This window comes from Paenirhodobacter sp. (genome assembly GCF_041916475.1).
Taxonomy (GTDB): Bacteria; Pseudomonadota; Alphaproteobacteria; order Rhodobacterales; family Rhodobacteraceae; genus Rhodobacter.
In genome coordinates this window covers 45722-64268 of sequence record NZ_JAYRZN010000003.1, presented here as the reverse complement: position 1 = coordinate 64268, position 18547 = coordinate 45722, and the positions used below count along the sequence as shown (strand labels likewise).

Below are 18547 nucleotides of genomic sequence, written 5' to 3'. Positions count from 1 at the left end.
TTTTACGGGGAAAGGGCTCCGCTCTTGCTGCCCATGGAAATATTTCCCAAGGATCGGTCATGACCTCATCGCGCCTCGAAAACGCCCGCGTCCTGATGTACAGCCACGATACGTTCGGGCTGGGGCATCTGCGCCGCTGCCGCGAGATCGCCCATGCGCTGGTGCAGGCCTATCGCGGCCTTTCGGTGATGATCATCTCGGGCGCGACCATCGCCGGCGCCTTCGATTACCGGGTGCGCGTGGATTTCGTGAAGGTGCCCAGCGTCATCAAGCTGCACAACGGCGAATATCAGTCGATGGCGCGGCATACCTCGCTCGATGAAACGCTGAAGATGCGCCGGTCGATCATCCGCCACACCGCCGAGAGCTTCCGCCCCGACATCTTCATCACCGACAAGGAGCCGATGGGCCTGCATGGCGAGATCGAAGAGACGCTCGCCTATCTGAAGGCGCAGGGTACGCGGCTGGTGCTCGGGCTGCGCGAGGTGATGGATGCGCCGGAGCTGCTCGGCCCGGAATGGGCGCGCAAGGACCTGCTGCGCAAGATCGAGCAATATTACGATTCGATCTGGGTCTATGGCCCGGAGGGGTTCTACGACCCGCTGGAGGGGCTTCTGGTGCCGCCCGCGGTGCGTGCGCGGATGCGCTACATGGGCTTTTTGCGCCGCACCCGGCTCTGGGCCGACGAGGCGCAGACGCGGCATCCGGGGGCCTATATGCTGGTGACCACCGGCGGCGGCGGCGATGGCGCGGAGCTGTTCCACGCCGTTTTCGCCGCGCATCGGGTGGATCCGGGCCTGCCGGATGCGCTTGCGGTGCTCGGGCCCTACGTCTCCTCGCGGGACCGGGCGGCGATCCTGGCCGATGCCGCCGGGCTGCCGAATGTCGAGGTGATCGAATTCGACAACCGGATGGAGGATCTGATCGCCAATGCCTCCTGCGTGGTGGGCATGGGCGGCTATAACACCTTCTGCGAGATCCTGAGCTTTGACCGGCCGGCGCTGATCGTGCCGCGCACGCAGCCGCGGCTCGAACAGGCGATCCGCGCCGAGCGCGCGGCGGAGCTGGGCCTTGCGCGGATGATGGCGGCGGAGGATCTGAACGATGCGCCGCGGCTTGCGGCGGCGCTGCGGGCGCTGCCCGATGCGCCGCGCCCGTCTCAGTCGGTGGTGGCCGCGGCGGCCGGGATGCTGGAGCTCGATGGCCTGACCCGCATCTCCGAGGATGTGGGCGACTGGCTGCGCGGCCGGCAGAGCCCGGCGATACAGGTGGTCCAGGCACGGACATGAGGGCCCCGCCGCTGCTGGTCGTCGTGGTGAAGGGCTACCCGCGGCTGTCCGAAACCTTCATTGCACAAGAATTGCTGGGGCTGGAGCGTGCCGGGCTGCGGCTGCGCATCGTCTCGCTGCGCCATCCGACGGACACCCGCCGCCACCCCGTGCATGGCGAAATCGCGGCCGAGGTCAGCTATCTGCCCGAATATCTGCATCAGGAGCCCTGGCGGGTGCTGCGCGGGCTGCTGGCCTGCCTGCCCCGGCCCGGGTTCTGGCGCGCGCTGCCGGTGTTCCTGCGCGATCTGCGCCGCGATGCCACGCCGAACCGGGCCCGCCGCTTTGGCCAGGCGCTGGTGATGGCGGCAGAGATGCCGGGCGGCCCGGTCTGGATCCATGCCCATTTCGCCCATACGCCGGCGTCGGTCGCGCGCTATGCTGCGCTGATCCTCGGGCAGCGCTTCACCATTTCCGCCCATGCCAAAGATATCTGGACCTCGCCCGACTGGGAGCTGGCCGAGAAGATGCGCGCGGCCGACTGGACGGTGACCTGCACCGCCTCCGGGCGCGATCATCTGGCCGGGCTCGCGCCGGGCGCGGCGGTGCATCTGGCCTATCACGGGCTGGATCTGGGCCGCTTCCCGCCGCCCGCGCCGCAGCGGGCCCTGCGTGACGGATCGTATCCGGCGGATCCGGTGCGGCTGCTCAGCGTGGGGCGGGCTGTGCCGAAGAAGGGCTTCGATATCCTGCTGGAGGCGCTGGCGCAGCTGCCGCCGGGGCTGCACTGGCGGCTCGCGCATATCGGGGGCGGGGGCGAGATGCCGGCGCTGAAGGCGCAGGCGGCGCGGCTGGGCATCGCCGGGCGGATCGACTGGCGCGGCGCGCTGGCGCAGACCGAGGTGCTCGCGGCCTATGGCGAGAGCGACATCTTCGTGCTGGCCAGCCGGCGCACCGGAGACGGAGACCGCGACGGCCTGCCGAATGTGATCGTCGAGGCGGCGAGCCAGGGGCTTGCGGTGGTGGGCACCGATCTGTCGGGCATTCCGGAATTCGTCACCGATGACGACACCGGCCTTCTGGTGCCGAGCGAGGACGCCCCCGCGCTTGCGGCGGCGCTGGCGCGGCTGATCGCGGGGCCCGGGCTGCGCGCGCGCCTCGGGCGGGCGGCGCAGGCGCGGGTGCACCGCGAGTTCGATTTCACCCCGGGGATCGCCCGCCTGACAGACCTCTTCCGAGCCAGCTGGAGCAAGCCGTGAGCGCACCGCGCATCCTTTTCTACGTCCAGCATCTGCTCGGCATCGGCCATATCGCGCGCGCGAGCCGCATTGCCGCGGCGCTCGCCGCCCGGGGCGCGGAGGTGACCATGGTCACCGGCGGGCTGCCGGTGGCGGGGTTCCCGCCGCCCGGCGTGCGGCATGTGGCGCTGCCCGCGGTGCAGACGGCGGGAGAGGGGTTCTCGGGGCTCGCGGATGCCGAGGGGCGGCCGGTGGGCCCGGAATTCCTGGAGCGCCGCAGGGACATGCTGCTGCGGGTGCTGCGGGAATCCGCGCCCGATGTGGTGGTGACGGAGGCCTTCCCCTTCGGCCGCCGCCAGATGCGGTTCGAGCTTCTGCCGCTGCTGGAGGCGATTGCCGCGATGACGCCGCGGCCGGCCCTGTGCTGCTCTGTGCGCGATATCCTGCAGGCGCAGAAGAAGCCGGGCCGCGATGCCGAGACGGTGGCGCTGCTGCGCGGCCATTACGACCGGGTGCTGGTGCATGGCGATCCGGGCTTCGCGCGGCTGGAGGATACGTTCGGGCCCGCGGCCGAGATCACGGATCTGGTGGCCTATACCGGCCTCGTGGCCCCGCCCGCGCCGGTGCCTGCGGCGGATGGGGTCGATGTGATGGTCTCGGCCGGGGGCGGCGCTGTGGGCGCGGGGCTGGTGCGGGCGGCGCTCGGGGCGGCGGCGCTCCTGCCCGAGCTGCGGTTTTGCGTGATCACCGGGCCGAACCTGCCCCCGGCGGAGCGGGACGCGCTGCGCCCGGGGCCGAACGTTATCCTCGAGGCCTTCCGCCGCGATTTCGCGGGCCTGCTCGCGGCCTCAAGGCTGTCGGTCTCGCAGGCGGGCTACAACACTGTCTGCGACATTCTGCAGGCCGGCTGCCGGGCGGTACTGGTGCCCTATGCCGCGGGCGGCGAGACCGAGCAGACCACGCGGGCCGAACGGCTGATGGCCGCGGGCCGGGCGGTTTTGCTGCCCGAAGCGGGGCTCGATGGCGCGGCGATGGCGGCGGCCATAGCGGCTGCGCTGCACGGCCCGGAACCAAGAAAAATCAAGGCACTCCTTGACGGCGCCGGGCGGACTGCCGACATCCTGTGCAATATTGCACGGTGTCATGTGAATGCCTGAAGGGCGACGCGGCCCGCCGCTCTGATTATGTGCCTCGACTGAATTTCGCATTGCCGACAGGATCGTCCAGGATGGAACCGAACCTATTCCGATATATCTGGAGCCACACCCGGCGCGAACAGATTGCCATCGTGCTGGTGATCCTGTTTTCGATGGTGCCCTATTATCTGGCCTTCGACCTGCCGAAGCAGATCGTGAACGGGCCGCTGCAGGGGATGGGGTTCGCCGAGGAGGGCGCCACGCTGCCGTTCCTGCGGCTGTCGGTGGATCTTCCGTTCTATGGCAAGCTGCAGCTGTTCGACGGGGTGCAGATGGAGCGGATCCCGCTCCTGATGGCGCTGAGCTTCACCTTCCTTGCGCTGGTGGTGGTGAACGGGCTGTTCAAGTTCGTGATCAACGTCCAGAAGGGGCGGATGGGCGAGCGGCTGCTGCGCCGGGTCCGCTATGAGCTGATCGACCGGATTCTGCGGTTCCCGCCTGCGCGCTTCCGCCAGGTGAAGGCGGGCGAGATTTCCAGCATGGTGAAGGACGAGATCGAGCCCCTGGGCGGGTTTTCGGGCGATGCCTTCACCCAGCCTGCGATGCTGGGCGGGCAGGCGGCGACGGCATTGTTCTTCATCTTCGTGCAGCATTTCTGGCTGGGCATGGTGGCGGCGGCGATGGCGGGGATCCAGGTGGCGATCATCCCGCGGATGCGGCGGCGGCTGATCGTGCTTGGCCGGCAGCGCCAGATCACCGCGCGCGAGCTTTCGGGCCGGGTGGCGGAAATCGTCGATGGTATCCAGACCATCCATACCAACGATACCAGCAACTGGGAGCGCGCCGATATCGTGGCGCGGCTCGGGCGGATCTTCCGGATCCGCTACGACATCTACCAGTGGAAGTTCCTGGTCAAATTCCTGAATAACTTCCTCGCGCAGTTGACCCCCTTCTTCTTCTATTCGATCGGCGGCTACCTGACCATTCAGGGCACGCTGGACGTGGGGCAGCTGGTCGCGGTGATCAACGCCTACAAGGAGCTTCCGGGGCCGCTGAAGGAGCTGATCGACTGGGATCTGGCGCGGCAGGACATGCAGGTGAAATATGAGCAGGTGGTCGAGCAGTTCGAGGCCGACGACCTGATCGACCCGGCGCTGCAGGCGCTGGATGCGGATATTCCGATGGAGGAATGCTCCAAGCTCGCGCTGCAGCATGTCTCGGTGCAGAACGACCTCGGCGCGCGGCTGCTCGATGATGTGACGCTGGCGCTTGCGCCGGGGGAAACGATGGCGCTGATCGGCGATCTGTCGGGCGGGGCGCCGGTGGTGGCCGAAGTGATCGGGGGGCAGATTGCGCCCGCGAACGGGCGGGTGATGCTGGGCGAGCACGATCTGGCGCAGCTGCCCGAGCGGGTGACGGGGCGGATGATCGGCCAGGCGGGGCCGCTGGCGCGGCTGGTCTCGGGCACGGTGCTGGACAATGTCACCTATGCGCTGAAGCGCCGCCCCGGGCCGCCGCCGCGCGAGGAGGCCCCCGGGCCGCGCGCCGCCCGGGACTGGCGCGCGCGCGAGGCGCAGCGGGCGGGCAACCCGGTGCTGGATTTCGATACAGACTGGATCGATTATGCGGCGCTGCAGCCCACCGGCGAGGGGCTCTATGGGGCCGCACACCGGATCATGCATGTGGTCGGGCTGGACGACGACCTGATCACGCTGGCCGTGCGCAGCCGGGTCAATAACCGCAAGGTGCCGGGCATTGCGCAGGATGTCCTCGCGATGCGGAGCCGCCTGCGCGAGCGGCTGCAAGAGCGCAGCCTGCCCAATGCGGTGCTGGCCTTCGAGCCCGATCGCTACAACCCTGAGGCGAAGGTCGGGGAGAACCTGCTGTTTGGCGTACCGAGCGATCCCGACACCTCGGTCTCGGCGATCGTCAACCATGCGTTCTTCCGCGAGACCCTGGGCCAGCTCGGGATCACGCGGGAGATGTTCAGCCTCGGGTGGAATTTCGCGCGCACGACCGTGCAGCTGTTCTCCGGCATGGAAGAAGATCCGGAGCTTCTGCAATGGCTGCCCTACATGACGGCCGATGAACTGCCGGACTTCGAGCAGACGATCGCGCGCACCCGTCCGGACCGGCTGGAGGAGGCGAGCATGGCGGACCGGGTGCGGATCCTGCGGCTGTCGATGTCTTATATCGAGCCGAAGTACCGCTTCGGGCTGCTGGATGACCGCCTGCGCGACCTGCTCGTGCAGGGGCGCAAGGCCCTGGCCGAACGGATGCCCGATGACCTGCGCGACCTGCTGCAGCCCTACGACCCGGAGAAATACCTCGATAACGCGACCCTCGAGGACAACATCCTCTTTGGCAAGATCAACCGTCGCTACGGCAACGCCGAGGACAAGGTCTATGCTTGCGTGCGCGACGTGGTGCGCGAGGCGATCGAGGGCGATGAGGGGCTGCGCGACAGGATCCTGTCGATCGGGCTGTCGCATGACGTCGGGCCGGAGGGGCGGCGGCTGTCGCAGATGCAGCGGCAGAAGCTCGCCCTGGCGCGCACGTTGATTCGCAAGGCGCCGTTCTATGTGTTCAACGAGCCGCTGGCCGGGGCCGATCCGGCCTATCAGGACCGCCTGATCGGGAATGTGCTGGCGTTCCTCGCCGAGCAGCCGGATCCGCCGGGGGTGCTCTGGGTCCTTGCAAATCGTGCGCACGCCCACCATTTCAGCAGGGTGGTAGAATTTTCCCGCGACGGTATCAGCGGGGAAACATCTATGCCGTTTGCGGAAGAACAGGGGACTTTACGCAATCGACATATAGCGCAAGAATACTGATGCTCCGAACCCGGAGCCGAAAGGCTGCGGGAGATCGGCGCGGAAAGGGATTCGCATGTTGCTCGAAGAAGAAGTCGCGCTGCTGCGCAAACTGCCCATCTTCGAAGGTGTCGACCCGGGCAGGTTGAAGATCTTGTGCTTCGCCTCGGACCGCAAGAGTTTTGAGGCCGGAGAAGTTCTGTTCCGTGAAGGAGACATGAGCTTCGGTGCCTATGTGATCATTTCCGGCTCCGTGGACGTGCACAAGGAAAGCGACGACCAGCACGCGACGAAGACCGGCTCCGCCGCAGGCGTCGATATCATCGGCCAGTCCTCGATGCTCTCCGATTCACCGCGCCGCGCGACGGTAACCGCCCTCACCGATGTGGAGGTTCTCGTCATCAACCGCAGCTGTTTCCTGCATCTGATGACCAGCTGCCGCCTGAGCAGTGAGAAAATCATGAAATCGCTCGGCACCCAGCTGCTGGACAGCGAATACCGCAAGCCGCTCGGCGCTCACGCGCTCTGAGCGGGGGCGGCGGGTATCAGGGCGCGCAGCGCGCACCATTCGCCATGTCCTGCCGCCACGGTACCGGCCAGTTCCGTCAGGAACGACCAGATCTCGGCATCATGCGCCAGATGGTGCGTGAGCACGCCGGCGGTATCCTGCCCGCTATCGGCCAATGCGGCCAGCTCCATCCAAAGCGTATCGCGCGGCCGCAGGCTGCGGCTGCCGTGCCAGTCGATCATGTCGAGATGCGTGTTGAGCACGCGCAGCCCTTCGGTGGGCTTTTCCGGCCCGAAGGTGGACAGCGCGGTAAACCCATCCTCGGCCAGAAACGGCAGCAGCTCCGGCGCGATCCGGTTCCATGGCGGTACCAGCATCGGCAGGGCCCGGGCGCCATGCCACTGCCGCAGCCGCTCGAGCCCGGCGCGCAGCTCCGCCCGGATCGTGCAGAGCGGCCGGTGCGGCCCCAGTTCCTGCTTCTTCACACCTGAGGGGGCATGGTTGCGGTGCGACCAGCCATGCAGCACCACGGTGGCATCGGGTTCCGCCTCCAGCCGCCGGGCGAGCGCGGGGCCGGTGGGCGGCTGATCCCAGGGCGCGGGGATCACGGCGAGGGTCAGCGGAATGCGGGCCTCTGCCGCGAAGCCGAGCAGTCGGTCCAGCGCCGGGGTTGGGGCGACGGCGTCATCGTCGCGCAGCCAGAGCCGGAGCGGAGCGCCGGCGGCGGCGCGCCGGGCGAGGGCGCGTTCGGCAAGGTGCTGTGCGGATGCGGTCATGGGCGGGTCTCCTTCACGCCGTGCAGCAGGCGGCCGAGCTCGGCCGCGGCGCTCTCCAGCCCGTGATCGGCCAAGACCCGGCGTCGCGCCTGCGCCCCCATCTGCCGCCGCAGCACCGGATCCGCAAGCAGCCTGTCAATATCTGCGGCCAGCGCGCCGGTGTCGCCCGGCGTCGAGAGCAGCCCGGTTTCGCCATGGCGGACCACTTCGGGCACCCCGGCCGTGGCCCAGGCGACGACCGGCAGCCCGGCCGCCTGCGCCTCCAGATAGGCGAGCCCATAGGCTTCGCCGCAGCCGGGCCAGGCATGGATGCCACCGCGGTGCAGCAGCGCGGCGATGCCCTGCGGCGGCAGCTGCCCATGCCAGCGGACCTTGCCTTGGGGGAACAGCGCGCGCACCTCCGCGCCCATCGGCCCGTCGCCCGCCACCTCCAGCCGCCAGTCCACCCGGACCTGCCCGAGCGCGGCAGCCAGGGCGCGGTAGCTCTCCATCTTGTCGCCCGGGCGCATCATCGCAACGGTCACGAGCGGGCCATCGGCCGCGGGGGCGGGCGCGGGCAGGGCGGCGGTATCGATGAAAGGGCGCAGGGGCGCGATCCGCGCGCCGGGGCAGAGCTGCGCGATGCCGTCCCGGTCCCGCGCCGTCATGCCGATGGTCAGGGCGGCGTCGCGCAGGGCGGCTGCGACCTCGGCCTGGGTCTCGGCCCAGATCCCCTGGCTGCGCCGTGCCGAAAGCGAGGCCTCCGCGCAGATCCAGGGCAGGCCGAAGCGGCCGCAGAGGGCGGGGCCGATCAGGTCCGGGGATTTGTAATAGGGATGATAGCAGAACCACAGATCGGGCGCGCCTTCGGCCTGCCATTCCCGCCCGATCCGAAGCGCCTCTTGGGCGGCGGCCTCGCGCAGGGCGCGCAGCCCGGCAGCATCCTCCGCATCGGGCAGATAGGCCCGGAGCTCCGAGACCACCTGCACCCGGTGCCCAGCCCGCTCCAGCGCGGCAATCAGCAGCCGCGCCATCTGCCGGTCGCCGGAGGGCACCGGATGGCCCGGCGCCTTCAGCGGCGCATAGAAGGCAATCCTCATTCCAGCCCCGTACAGGCACCGGCTGGCAGCAGCGCCGTGCAATCGGGCGTGCGGATGAAACTGTCGTAATACATCGCCCAGGTGCCCTCGCCGCCATCGCGGTAGGGGCCGAACTTGAAATACTGGTTCTGGCCGAGGCCATGGTCGGCATGGCCGATCCGGCCGCGCACCGTGACCACGGGGGCGCCATCGGCGAAGATCCGGATCAGCCCGTCGCCGCCCGGCCCGGGGCGGGTATAGAAGGCGTAATCGTGCCACTGCGCCGCCGCCACCGGCAAGAGGCCCGGGCCTTCGATCCGGATGGCATCGGTACAGCGGTCGAATTCGGTGGTCACATCGTCCGTCCAATGCGGACCGGTGGCCACGAGGGCCCGCATCTGCCGGGTGCCGGGGCGCAGCCAGACCGGCGTCCAGCCCGCGGGGCAGCGCCCGGCCACGGGGCGGGGCGCATCGGCGGGCGGGGCGCGGAAATTCGTCTCGACCGTGGCAAAGACCACACCGGAGCGCAGCCGCAGCGCGAGGAAGGGGCTGAAATCGCCTTCGGCATCGGGGCCGATCTCGCGCTTCCACTGCATCACCACATAGCGGTGGTCGAGCGCGGGCGGCGGGTCGTCGAAGCGCATCGACAGCCCGTACCAGACGCCGGTCTCATAGGGCACGCGCAGCGCGGTCTGCTCCCAGATCTCGGCGCGCTCGCTGCAGCCTTCCTCGCCCGGCTGGCACAGCGGTTCGATCCAGAGCCGCAGCGCCCCCGCGCCTGCGCGTACGACACTGCGCTGGAATTCCGTATGCCCGGCGGATTGCTCGTAATTTTCGCGGTAGTAAAGCCCGCCCTCCGGCGCGAAATCCTGCCCATCGAAGCCGTAGCGCAGCGTGAGCGTGGCCGGATCCGCGCAGGCTACGCGCGGGAGCAGCAGGCAGAGCAGCATCAGGGCAGAGGTGCGCATCGGTTTTCCTTCCGGTGGTTGCGCCGATAATGCCCGCATCGGAGCAGACGGCAAGGGGGCGCTTGACAGTTCGGGCGCGGGGCCGCAAGCCTCGGGCCAGCCAGAAGGGAATGCCGCCATGACCAATGCCTCTGAACTGCTGTCGCTGATCCGGGCGGGCAAGGCGCGGGCCGGGGTGATCGGGCTCGGCTATGTCGGGCTGCCGCTGGCGATGACGCTGGTTTCGGGGGGCTACCGGGTTCTGGGCTTCGATATCGACCCGCCGAAGATCGACGTGCTGCACCGGGGCGAAAGCTATATCGAGGCGGTTGCGCCCGAGGTCTTGCAGGCGGCCGTGCAGGGCGGGCAGTTCGAGGCGACGGCCGCGCTGGAGCGGCTGGCGGAATGCGACGTGATCGCGATCTGCGTGCCGACACCGCTCGATGCGCATCGCGAGCCGGACCTGCGCTATGTGGAGCAGACCGCGCGCGATATCGCGCGGGTGCTGCGCCCGGGGCAGATGGTGATTCTGGAATCGACGACCTGGCCCGGTACGACGGACAGCGTGGTGCGCCCGATCCTCGAAACCTCCGGCCTGGTCTGCGGGCAGGATTTCTTCGTGGGCTTCTCGCCCGAGCGCGAGGATCCGGGCAACCGCGATTTCGTCACTGCGACGATCCCGAAGGTGGTGGCGGGCGATGGCCCGGAGGCGAAGGAGCTGGCCGTGGCCTTCTATGGCCGGGCGATGGCGCGGGTGGTCCCTGTCTCCACCACGGCCACGGCGGAAGCGGTCAAGATCACCGAGAACGTGTTCCGCGCGGTCAATATCGCCTTGGTGAACGAGCTGAAGATCGTCTACGAAGCGATGGGCATCGATGTCTGGGAGGTGATCGAGGCCGCAAAGACCAAGCCCTTCGGCTATATGCCGTTCTATCCGGGGCCGGGCCTCGGCGGGCACTGCATCCCGATCGACCCGTTCTACCTGACCTGGAAATCGCGCGAATACGAACTGCCGACGCGGTTCATCGAGCTCGCCGGCGAGATCAATTCGGGCATGCCGCGCCATGTGGTGGACCGCGCGGCCCGGGCGCTCGACATGCTTTCGGGCAAGGCGCTGAGCCGCTCGCGGGTGCTGCTGCTGGGGCTGGCCTACAAGAAGAACGTGTCAGACCTGCGCGAGAGCCCCTCCCTGAAGCTGATGGAGCTGCTGGAGGAGCGCGGCGCCGAGGTGCTGTATCACGATCCGCATATTCCTGAAATTCCGAAAACTCGTGCCTATGGCGCGCTGAAGGGGCGCCCTTCGGTGCCGCTCACTGCGGCGGTGCTTGCAGGGGTGGATATGGTGCTGATCGCGACCGACCACGACGCGGTCGATTATGCGCTGGTGGCCAGCGCGCCGCTGGTGGTCGATACGCGCAACGTGATGGCGCGCGCAGGCATCACGGGCGCGCATATCGTGAAGGCCTGATCAGCCCGCGCGCGGCCGTTTGCGCAGCGTCTCCAGATGGCGCCGTACCAGGCGCATGCCCAGGTCCGTCAGCCCGAACGCCTTGCCCGAGCGCAGCCATTCGCTGAGCAGCCCGTTGGACATGATCATCAGCGAAACGGCGGCCTCATGCGGGGTCAGGCTGTCGGTCAGCGTGTCTGTTTCCCGCGCGCGCTCCATGAGTTGCAGCAGCAGCTGGTACATGGCGGTGTTCATCGCTTCTTGCCGGTGCGCATTGCCCTCGACCGGGATGTGATTGCACAGGAGCGCGAACATGCGCTGCCGCCCCTCATCGGATTCGATCAGGGCGAGGATCTCGGCATTGGTGGTCTCGAGGAGGGTCAGCGGGTCGTCGCTGCAGGGGGCGGCCATGCGCAGCAGCTCCACCTGCGGCGGCTTGTTGCGCTCGTACATCGCCTGCAGCAGATCGGCCTTGTCCTTGAAATGCCAGTAGACGGCGCCGCGCGTCACACCGGCCGCGCGCGCGATCTGCTCGAGCGATGTCTGGCCGACGCCATTCTTCACGAACATGCGTTCCGCGGCATCCATGATGGAGCTGCGCGTTTGTTCGGCATCAGCCTTGCAGCGTCTCATTGATTCGTTCTCCTCCTATCAATTCCACTTTACAAACATTCGCGTATGTATGTAAGTGGGGCCCCGAGACGGCGTGCGTGGGTGTTTCCGATGGTGAAGCGGATGCCAAACAGCGGATCGCGACTACTTTTACTGTGTGCACTGGCGATTTGCCTCATGACAGCTGTGGCGGCCTTGGCCGGACAATGCGATGATGGCCAAAACACTTACACAAAAAAGGAACTAGGTCATGGGGCTTGAACAGGTTGTAAGCGGCATGCCGTCGCGTCGTTCTTTGCTGAAATGGTCGGTCGCCACGCTCGCTCTCGCGGGATGCGCCGATGTGAATTACGAAGCGCCTGCAGCAAGCGTGGGCGCGAGCTTCGATGCCGCTTCGCCTGCACGTCAGGCGGGTGCGCATCAGTGGTGGCGCTCCTTCCAGGACAGCCAGCTCGATCAGCTGATCGCGGCCGGCAAGGCCCGGAACCTCGATCTGCAACAGGCGATCGAGGCGATCAATGAGGCCCGCGCGGCCTCGGATTCGGTCGGCGCGGCGGATCTGCCGCAGGTGAGCGCCACGGCCGGTGCGACGCGCGGCGACACCAGCAATACCGGTACGGCGCAGGTGTCGTCGGTCGGGCTCGGGGTCAGCTGGCTTCTGGATATTTTCGGGGCGAACCGCAATGCCCGCAAGGCGGCTGCGGCGCAGCTCGATGCGGCCTATCTGTCTGCGGATGTGGCGCGGCTGGTGATGGAGAGCTCGATCACCTCCGCCTATATCGATCTGCGCTATTATCAGCAGAGCATGGCGCTCACCCGGCGCTCGCTCGACAGCCGCCGCAGCAGCCTCGATCTCACCCGGACGCAGGTGGAGCTGGGCGAGGCCGCGCGGCTCGACCTGCTGCAGGCCGAGCAGCTGGTCGCCGAAGGCGAGGCGGCGCTGCCGGCCTATGAAGTCGGCTTCGATCAGGCGGTTGCACGGCTCGCGACGCTGACGGCGCGGCGCGTGGCGGAGCTGAAGCCGGCGCTGCAGCGCGGTGCGGCGCAGCCGCGTCCGCGGCTGAAGCCGAGCGTGGGCCTGCCCGCGGATGTGGTGCGCGAGCGCCCCGATGTGCGCATGGCCGAGCGCAGCTATGCCGCCGCCGCCTATGAAGTCGGCGTGGCGCAGGCACAGTTCTATCCGTCGGTCTCGCTCTCGGGCTCGATCACGCCGACCAATATCCGGCATGGCGGCTCCATCACCTACTGGACGCTCGGGCCCTCGCTGAACCTGCCGATCTTCACCGGTGGCGCCAATACGGCGAACCTGAAGGCCGCCGAATCGCGCGCGGTGCAGGCCAAGCTCGGCTGGGAAAAATCCGTTCTGAACGCGATCGAGGAAGTCGAGAGCGGGCTTGCCGCCTACAATCGCGACAGCCGCAACATCTCGGCGCAGGGCCGTCTCGTCAGCACCAGCGCCGAGACCCTCGATCTCGCGCGCACCAACTTCAGCCTGGGCGAGGGCACCTTCCTCGCGGTTCTCGATGCCGAACGGACCTATCTGTCGGCGCAGCAGGGCCTGGCTTCCGCGGAGCGGCAACGCGCCGCAGATTTCGTCAGCCTCAGTGTCGCCGCCGCGGGTGCGTCACAATGAGGCCCTCCCCCTCCCCATGAACGCAGGTTCCCATGTCCCTCATCAGATCCGCAGCCGGAGCCTTCGCGCTCCTCGTCCTCGCTTTGCCGCTCCAGGCGCAGCAGGCGCAGGGTCCGTCACGGGTGTCGGTCGTTACCGCCGGGACCCGTGATTTCCCGCTGACCGTCCGCCTGCCGGGCCGGATCAAGGCATCGACTGTCGCCGAGGTGCGCCCGCAGGTGTCGGGCATCATCCGCGAGCGCCTGTTCGACGAGGGCGCCGCGGTGGAGCAGGGACAACCGCTCTACAAGATCGAGGACGACAGCTACCGCGCAGCGGTGGCTGCGGCGAAGGCCGCGGTGGCACAGGCGCGGGCGAACCGCGACCTGGCCGTGACCGAGGAAAAGCGCGCGATCGAGCTGTTCGGCAGCAATGCCACCTCGGCGCAGAAGCGCGATTCCGCCGTCGCCACGCGTGAGGCCGCGGATGCCGCGGTTCAGGCCGCCGAAGCCCAGCAGATGAGCACCGAGATCGACCTCGACCGCACCACGGTGCGCGCCGCCATCGCGGGCGTGATCGGCCTGTCGCAGACGACGACCGGGGCGCTGGTGGCCGCGCAACAGACCACCGCGCTCGCCACGATCCGGGCGCTGGATCCGGTCTATGTCGATGTGACCCAATCGGCGACGGATATCCTGCGGCTGACCTCCACGCCGGAGGGGCGCGAAATGCGCGCCACCGGCGAGGCGCGGCTGATCCTCGCCGATGGCTCCGAATTCGCGCAGAAGGGGCGGCTGGAGGCGGCGGAGCCGCAGGTGGAGCCCACCACCGGGATGATCACCCTGCGAATGACCTTCCCGAACCCGGATCATATCCTGCTGCCGGGCATGTATGTGGAGGTCGATCTGCCGCAGGCGATCGCGCGCAATGCCGTGGCGCTGCCGCAAAATGCGGTGATGCGCGACCGGGTCGGCAATGCCTATGTGTGGGTCGTGGACGCGGGCAAGGTCGCGCAGCGGCCGATCCAGGTCGCGTCCTCCTCCGGCAATCAGTGGATCGTCACCGATGGCGTGAAGGCCGGGGACCAGGTGATCACCTCGGGCTTCCAGAAGACGGCCGTGGGCGCCCCGGTGGAGATCGTCCCGGCTGAGGGAACCAACTGATATGGCCCGCTTTTTCATCGACCGGCCCATCTTCGCATGGGTCATCGCGATCGTCATCATGGGGCTCGGGATTCTTTCGATCTTCCGCCTGCCGGTCTCGCAATATCCGTCCATCGCCTCGCCGGCGGTGGTGATCTCGGCCACCTATCCGGGCGCTTCGGCTGAAACCGTTGCCGATACGGTGGTTCAGGTCATCGAGAAGCAGATGACCGGCCTCGACGGCCTGCGCTACATCAACTCCGAAACCACCTCGACCGGGCGCGCCACGATCACGCTGAGCTTCGAGCTCGGCACCGACCCCGACATCGCCCAGGTGCAGGTGCAGAACAAGCTCGCCCAGGCCGAAGCCAGCCTGCCTGAATCCGTGACCCGGCAAGGGGTTACGGTGAAGAAATCCACCACCGGCTTCCTGATGGTCGTGGCGATGATCTCGCCCGACGGCTCGCGCAAGCAGGTGGAGCTGGCCGACTACCTGAACTCCTACATGGTCGAGAACTTCTCGCGCCTGCCGGGGGTGGGCTCGGTGCAGGTGTTCGGCTCCGAATATGCGATGCGGATCTGGCTCGATCCGCAGAAGCTGAAGTCCTATGACATGGCGCCTTCGAGCGTGATCGCGGCGGTGCAGGGGCAGAACGCGCAGATCTCCGCCGGGGCCTTCGGGGCGCAGCCTGCGCCCGAAGGGCAGCTGCTGAACGCCACCATCACCGCGCAATCGCTTCTGAAGACGCCGCAGGATTTTGAGCGGATCGTGCTGCGCGCCGATACCGATGGCGGCCTCGTGCTGCTGCGCGATGTGGCGCGGGTGGAGCTTGGTGCCGAAACCTACGAGATCAACGCCTTCTACAATGGCGCGCCCTCCGCGGGGATGGCGATCCAGCTCGCCTCGGGGGCCAATGCGCTCGATACGGCGAACCTGGTGAAGGCCCGTCTGGCGGAGCTCGCGCCCTATTTCCCGTCGGGGATGACCTATGAAATCCCGTATGACACCACCCCCTTCGTCACGATCTCGATCGAGGCGGTGGTGCATACGCTGATCGAGGCGATCGGCCTCGTGTTCCTGGTGATGCTGCTGTTCCTGCACAACTTCCGGGCCACGCTGATCCCGACGATGGCGGTGCCGGTGGTGCTGCTTGGCACCTTCGGGGTGATGGCGGCCTTCGGCTTCACCATCAACACGCTTACCATGCTCGCCATGGTCCTCGCGATCGGGCTTCTGGTCGATGATGCCATCGTCGTTGTCGAGAACGTCGAGCGGATCATGGCGGAGGAGCATCTCTCCCCCAAGGAAGCCACCAAGAAATCCATGAGCGAGATCACCGGCGCGCTGGTCGGTATCGCCATGGTGCTCTCGGCGGTGTTCGTGCCGATGGCCTTCTTCGGCGGCTCCACCGGGGAGATCTACAAGCAGTTCTCCGTCACCATCGTCTCTGCGATGACCCTTTCGGTGATCGTGGCGCTGGTCTTCACCCCGGCCCTGTGCGCCACGATGCTGAAGCCGCATGTGCCGGGCAAGACCGGGATCGGCGCGCGCTTCTCCAACGGCTTCGAGAAGCGGTTCACCCGGCTGACCGGCGGCTATGGCGGGATCGTCAAATGGGTGGTCGCGAACCCGGTGAAGGGGCTTCTCGTCTATGCCGCGCTGGTCGGCTGCATGGGGCTGCTCTATGTGCGCACGCCGACGTCCTTCCTTCCGGACGAGGATCAGGGCGTGCTGATGACCATCATCCAGACCCCCTCCGGCACCACGACCGAAGAGACCCGCAAGGTGCTCGAGCGCGTCGAGGCCTATTACCAGACCGCCGAGAAAGAAAACGTGGCTTCGGTCTTCTCCGTCGTCGGCTTCTCCTTCTCGGGCCAGGGCCAGAACATGGCGATGATGTTCGTGCGGCTGAAGGACTGGGAAGAACGGACCGGTGCGGAGAACCGCGCGGCCGCAATCGCCGCCCGCGCCTTCGGCCCGCTGATGGGAGGCATCAAGGAAGCGATCGTCATTCCGATCGTGCCGCCACCGGTGCTGGAGCTCGGCAACTCCAACGGCTTCACCGCCTTCCTGCAGGCCCGCACCGGGCAGACGCATGAAGAGCTTTTGACGGCGCGCAACCAGATGCTCGGCATGGCCGGGCAGAGCGACAAGCTGATGGCGGTGCGCCCGAACGGGGTCGAGGATGCTGCGCAGTTCAAGCTCAACATCGACTGGCCGAAGGCCGGGGCGGTGGGGCTGACCGCGGCTGAGGTAGGCGATTTCCTCAACACCGTCTGGTCCTCCACCTATATCAACGACTTCCTCTACGAGGGCCGGGTGAAGCGGGTCTATGTGCAGGGCGAGCCTTGGGCGCGCTCCACCCCCGAGGATTTCGCGCTCTGGCGGGTTCCGAACCAGAATGGCGATTTCGTCTCGATCTCCACCTTCGCCACGCCGGAATGGGTCTATGGCGCGCAGCAGGTGAAGCGCTACGACGCGCTGCCCGCGATGGAGATCCAGGGCTCGCCGAAGCCCGGCGTCTCTTCCGGCGAGGCGCTGAACGAGATGGAGCGCCTGGCATCGCAGCTGCCGCCCGGCTTCTCGCTGCAATGGACCGGGCTGTCGCTGGAGGAAAAGCAGGCCGGCAATGGCGCGATGGTGCTCTATGCGCTCTCGCTGGCGGCGGTATTCCTGTGTCTGGCCGCGCTCTATGAAAGCTGGTCGATCCCGATCGCGGTCATTCTGGCGATGCCGGTCGGTATCATCGGCACGCTGATCGGCGCATGGATCGGCGGGCAGTCGAACGGCGTGTATTTCCAGGTGGGCATGCTGACGGTGGTCGGCCTGACCGGCAAGAACGGGATCATGATCGTCGAATTCGCCCGCGAGCGGATGCGTGATCTCGGCGAGAGTGCGCGCGAGGCCGTGGTTCAGGCCGCGAAGCTGCGGTTCCGGCCGATCCTGATGACCTCGCTCGCCTTCGGGCTGGGCGTGGTGCCGCTGGTGATCTCTTCCGGCGCGGGCGCGGGCTCGCGGCAGGCGATCGGCTATGCGACCCTGTTCGGGACGATGTCGGGCACGGCGCTCGGGATCTTCTTCGTGCCGGTGTTCTTCGTGCTGATCGACGCGTTGTTCAACAGGCGGCGCAAGGCCGCCCAGCCCGCCCACGGCTGACGCTCAAACCGGCCGCGCCCCAAGGCGCGGCCTTTTTCTTATGGGGCTCGCCGAAGCCCGACGCCGCCTCTGCGGCGCATTGCGCCGGGCCGCGGCCCGCATTTAGCAATCATTTAGGGTTCCACGAAGCGTCTCTTAGCAAGGGCCGGCCACCTTCGGCGCTATACTGGCGGGGCCCGGATGCCTGCGCCCGCAGGCCATTTCGGGGCGAAACCGTATTTCAGGCCGCCGTGCCCGCAGGGGCCGGCGCTGCGCCCGTATTGGATCAATGATGAAACAGATGTCGATTGCGGCAGCCGTTCTGCTGGCTGCACCGGCTTTTGCCGAGACCCCCGAAGCACTGGTCGCGCGCGGCGCCTATCTGGCCCGGATCATGGATTGCGCCGGGTGCCACATGCCGCGCGGCCCCGGTGGCGCGCCCGATCCCGCAGGCGGTCTCTCGGGCGGGACGATCGGCTTCCAGATGCCGGGCGTCGGGATTTTCTGGCCCCCGAACCTGACCCCGGATCCGACCGGGCTCGGAGGCTGGAGCGAGGCGGAGATCATCGCTGCGCTGACGACGGGGCTGCGCCCGGATGGGCGCGTGCTCGCGCCGATCATGCCCTGGCCGTCCTATGCCGCGATGTCGGAGGCGGATCAGAAGGCGCTGGCGGCCTTTCTGAGGGCGATGCCGCCGGTCGCACGCCAAACACCGCAGATCGTGGCCAGCGCGGCCGAGGCGCAGGCGCCATTCTATGCGGTGACGCTGCCCTGATCCGCGGCAGCCGGCGCGTTTCCCGGGCACGTTATCTGGATGGATCCGGGCTGCGCGCCACGCGAAGCAAATGTGCTCATGG

Annotated in this window: 14 protein-coding genes; 10 read left to right on the top strand and 4 right to left on the bottom strand. The window is 67.7% G+C overall.

Annotation, left to right across the window (positions count from 1 at the left end):
* Positions 1-59: 59 nt before the first annotated feature.
* The 5 genes from ACOMG5_RS02085 (at position 60) to ACOMG5_RS02065 (ending at position 6981) form a co-directional block, all read left to right on the top strand.
* Complete coding sequence (locus ACOMG5_RS02085; protein WP_420342121.1) at positions 60-1289, top strand: glycosyltransferase family protein; 1230 nt, start codon at positions 60-62, stop codon at positions 1287-1289.
* The gene (locus tag ACOMG5_RS02080) at positions 1286-2527 is read left to right on the top strand and encodes a glycosyltransferase family 4 protein (RefSeq protein ID WP_420342120.1); all 1242 of its coding nucleotides are present in this window, start codon (positions 1286-1288) and stop codon (positions 2525-2527) included. The genes ACOMG5_RS02085 and ACOMG5_RS02080 overlap by 4 nt, the downstream gene beginning before the upstream one ends.
* Complete coding sequence (locus tag ACOMG5_RS02075) at positions 2524-3663, top strand: glycosyltransferase family protein (protein ID WP_420342119.1); 1140 nt, start codon at positions 2524-2526, stop codon at positions 3661-3663. The genes ACOMG5_RS02080 and ACOMG5_RS02075 overlap by 4 nt, the downstream gene beginning before the upstream one ends.
* Positions 3664-3734: 71 nt before the next feature.
* Entirely contained in the window at positions 3735-6473 is a 2739-nt protein-coding gene (locus tag ACOMG5_RS02070; RefSeq protein WP_420342118.1) for an ABC transporter transmembrane domain-containing protein, read from the top strand.
* 55 nt (positions 6474-6528) lie between these two features.
* On the top strand, positions 6529-6981 hold the full coding sequence (locus tag ACOMG5_RS02065; RefSeq protein ID WP_420342117.1) for a cyclic nucleotide-binding domain-containing protein: 453 nt from the start codon (positions 6529-6531) through the stop codon (positions 6979-6981).
* On the opposite strand, the gene ACOMG5_RS02060 is transcribed toward ACOMG5_RS02065, so the two are convergent.
* From ACOMG5_RS02060 to ACOMG5_RS02050, 3 genes are read right to left on the bottom strand one after another with little or no spacing between them, the layout of a single operon-like run.
* Positions 6969-7736, bottom strand: coding sequence for a polysaccharide deacetylase family protein (locus ACOMG5_RS02060; RefSeq protein ID WP_420342116.1), 768 nt, complete (start codon positions 7734-7736; stop codon positions 6969-6971). The genes ACOMG5_RS02065 and ACOMG5_RS02060 overlap by 13 nt on opposite strands.
* Positions 7733-8815 (bottom strand): glycosyltransferase family 4 protein, encoded by a 1083-nt coding sequence (locus tag ACOMG5_RS02055; RefSeq protein WP_420342115.1) that lies wholly within the window; start codon positions 8813-8815, stop codon positions 7733-7735. Before ACOMG5_RS02055 ends, ACOMG5_RS02060 begins: the two co-directional genes overlap by 4 nt.
* Positions 8812-9762, bottom strand: coding sequence for a polysaccharide lyase (locus tag ACOMG5_RS02050; protein WP_420342114.1), 951 nt, complete (start codon positions 9760-9762; stop codon positions 8812-8814). Before ACOMG5_RS02050 ends, ACOMG5_RS02055 begins: the two co-directional genes overlap by 4 nt.
* A gap of 118 nt (positions 9763-9880) precedes the next feature.
* Here ACOMG5_RS02050 and ACOMG5_RS02045 point away from each other — a divergent pair, with 118 nt between their 5' ends.
* Positions 9881-11209: a nucleotide sugar dehydrogenase gene (locus tag ACOMG5_RS02045; RefSeq protein WP_420342113.1), complete on the top strand. Its 1329-nt coding sequence runs from the start codon at positions 9881-9883 to the stop codon at positions 11207-11209.
* On the opposite strand, the gene ACOMG5_RS02040 is transcribed toward ACOMG5_RS02045, so the two are convergent.
* Positions 11210-11821, bottom strand: coding sequence for a TetR family transcriptional regulator (locus tag ACOMG5_RS02040; protein WP_420342112.1), 612 nt, complete (start codon positions 11819-11821; stop codon positions 11210-11212).
* 229 nt (positions 11822-12050) lie between these two features.
* Here ACOMG5_RS02040 and ACOMG5_RS02035 point away from each other — a divergent pair, with 229 nt between their 5' ends.
* From ACOMG5_RS02035 to ACOMG5_RS02020, 4 genes are all read left to right on the top strand, one after another.
* The gene (locus tag ACOMG5_RS02035; protein WP_420342111.1) at positions 12051-13433 is read left to right on the top strand and encodes an efflux transporter outer membrane subunit; all 1383 of its coding nucleotides are present in this window, start codon (positions 12051-12053) and stop codon (positions 13431-13433) included.
* Positions 13434-13465: 32 nt separating this feature from the next.
* Entirely contained in the window at positions 13466-14575 is a 1110-nt protein-coding gene (locus ACOMG5_RS02030; protein WP_420342110.1) for an efflux RND transporter periplasmic adaptor subunit, read from the top strand.
* Position 14576: 1 nt separating this feature from the next.
* The gene (locus ACOMG5_RS02025; RefSeq protein ID WP_420342109.1) at positions 14577-17711 is read left to right on the top strand and encodes an efflux RND transporter permease subunit; all 3135 of its coding nucleotides are present in this window, start codon (positions 14577-14579) and stop codon (positions 17709-17711) included.
* Positions 17712-17991: 280 nt separating this feature from the next.
* Positions 17992-18465: a c-type cytochrome gene (locus ACOMG5_RS02020; protein WP_420342108.1), complete on the top strand. Its 474-nt coding sequence runs from the start codon at positions 17992-17994 to the stop codon at positions 18463-18465.
* Positions 18466-18547: the final 82 nt, after the last annotated feature.

Coding starts and splice junctions, on each gene's coding strand:
- ACOMG5_RS02085 (WP_420342121.1), top strand. CDS start 60: ATGACCTCATCGCGCCTCGAAAACGCCCGCGTCCTGATGTACAGCCAC.
- ACOMG5_RS02080 (WP_420342120.1), top strand. CDS start 1,286: ATGAGGGCCCCGCCGCTGCTGGTCGTCGTGGTGAAGGGCTACCCGCGG.
- ACOMG5_RS02070 (WP_420342118.1), top strand. CDS start 3,735: ATGGAACCGAACCTATTCCGATATATCTGGAGCCACACCCGGCGCGAA.
- ACOMG5_RS02065 (WP_420342117.1), top strand. CDS start 6,529: ATGTTGCTCGAAGAAGAAGTCGCGCTGCTGCGCAAACTGCCCATCTTC.
- ACOMG5_RS02060 (WP_420342116.1), bottom strand. CDS start 7,736: ATGACCGCATCCGCACAGCACCTTGCCGAACGCGCCCTCGCCCGGCGC.
- ACOMG5_RS02055 (WP_420342115.1), bottom strand. CDS start 8,815: ATGAGGATTGCCTTCTATGCGCCGCTGAAGGCGCCGGGCCATCCGGTG.
- ACOMG5_RS02050 (WP_420342114.1), bottom strand. CDS start 9,762: ATGCGCACCTCTGCCCTGATGCTGCTCTGCCTGCTGCTCCCGCGCGTA.
- ACOMG5_RS02045 (WP_420342113.1), top strand. CDS start 9,881: ATGACCAATGCCTCTGAACTGCTGTCGCTGATCCGGGCGGGCAAGGCG.
- ACOMG5_RS02040 (WP_420342112.1), bottom strand. CDS start 11,821: ATGAGACGCTGCAAGGCTGATGCCGAACAAACGCGCAGCTCCATCATG.
- ACOMG5_RS02035 (WP_420342111.1), top strand. CDS start 12,051: ATGGGGCTTGAACAGGTTGTAAGCGGCATGCCGTCGCGTCGTTCTTTG.
- ACOMG5_RS02030 (WP_420342110.1), top strand. CDS start 13,466: ATGTCCCTCATCAGATCCGCAGCCGGAGCCTTCGCGCTCCTCGTCCTC.
- ACOMG5_RS02025 (WP_420342109.1), top strand. CDS start 14,577: ATGGCCCGCTTTTTCATCGACCGGCCCATCTTCGCATGGGTCATCGCG.
- ACOMG5_RS02020 (WP_420342108.1), top strand. CDS start 17,992: ATGTCGATTGCGGCAGCCGTTCTGCTGGCTGCACCGGCTTTTGCCGAG.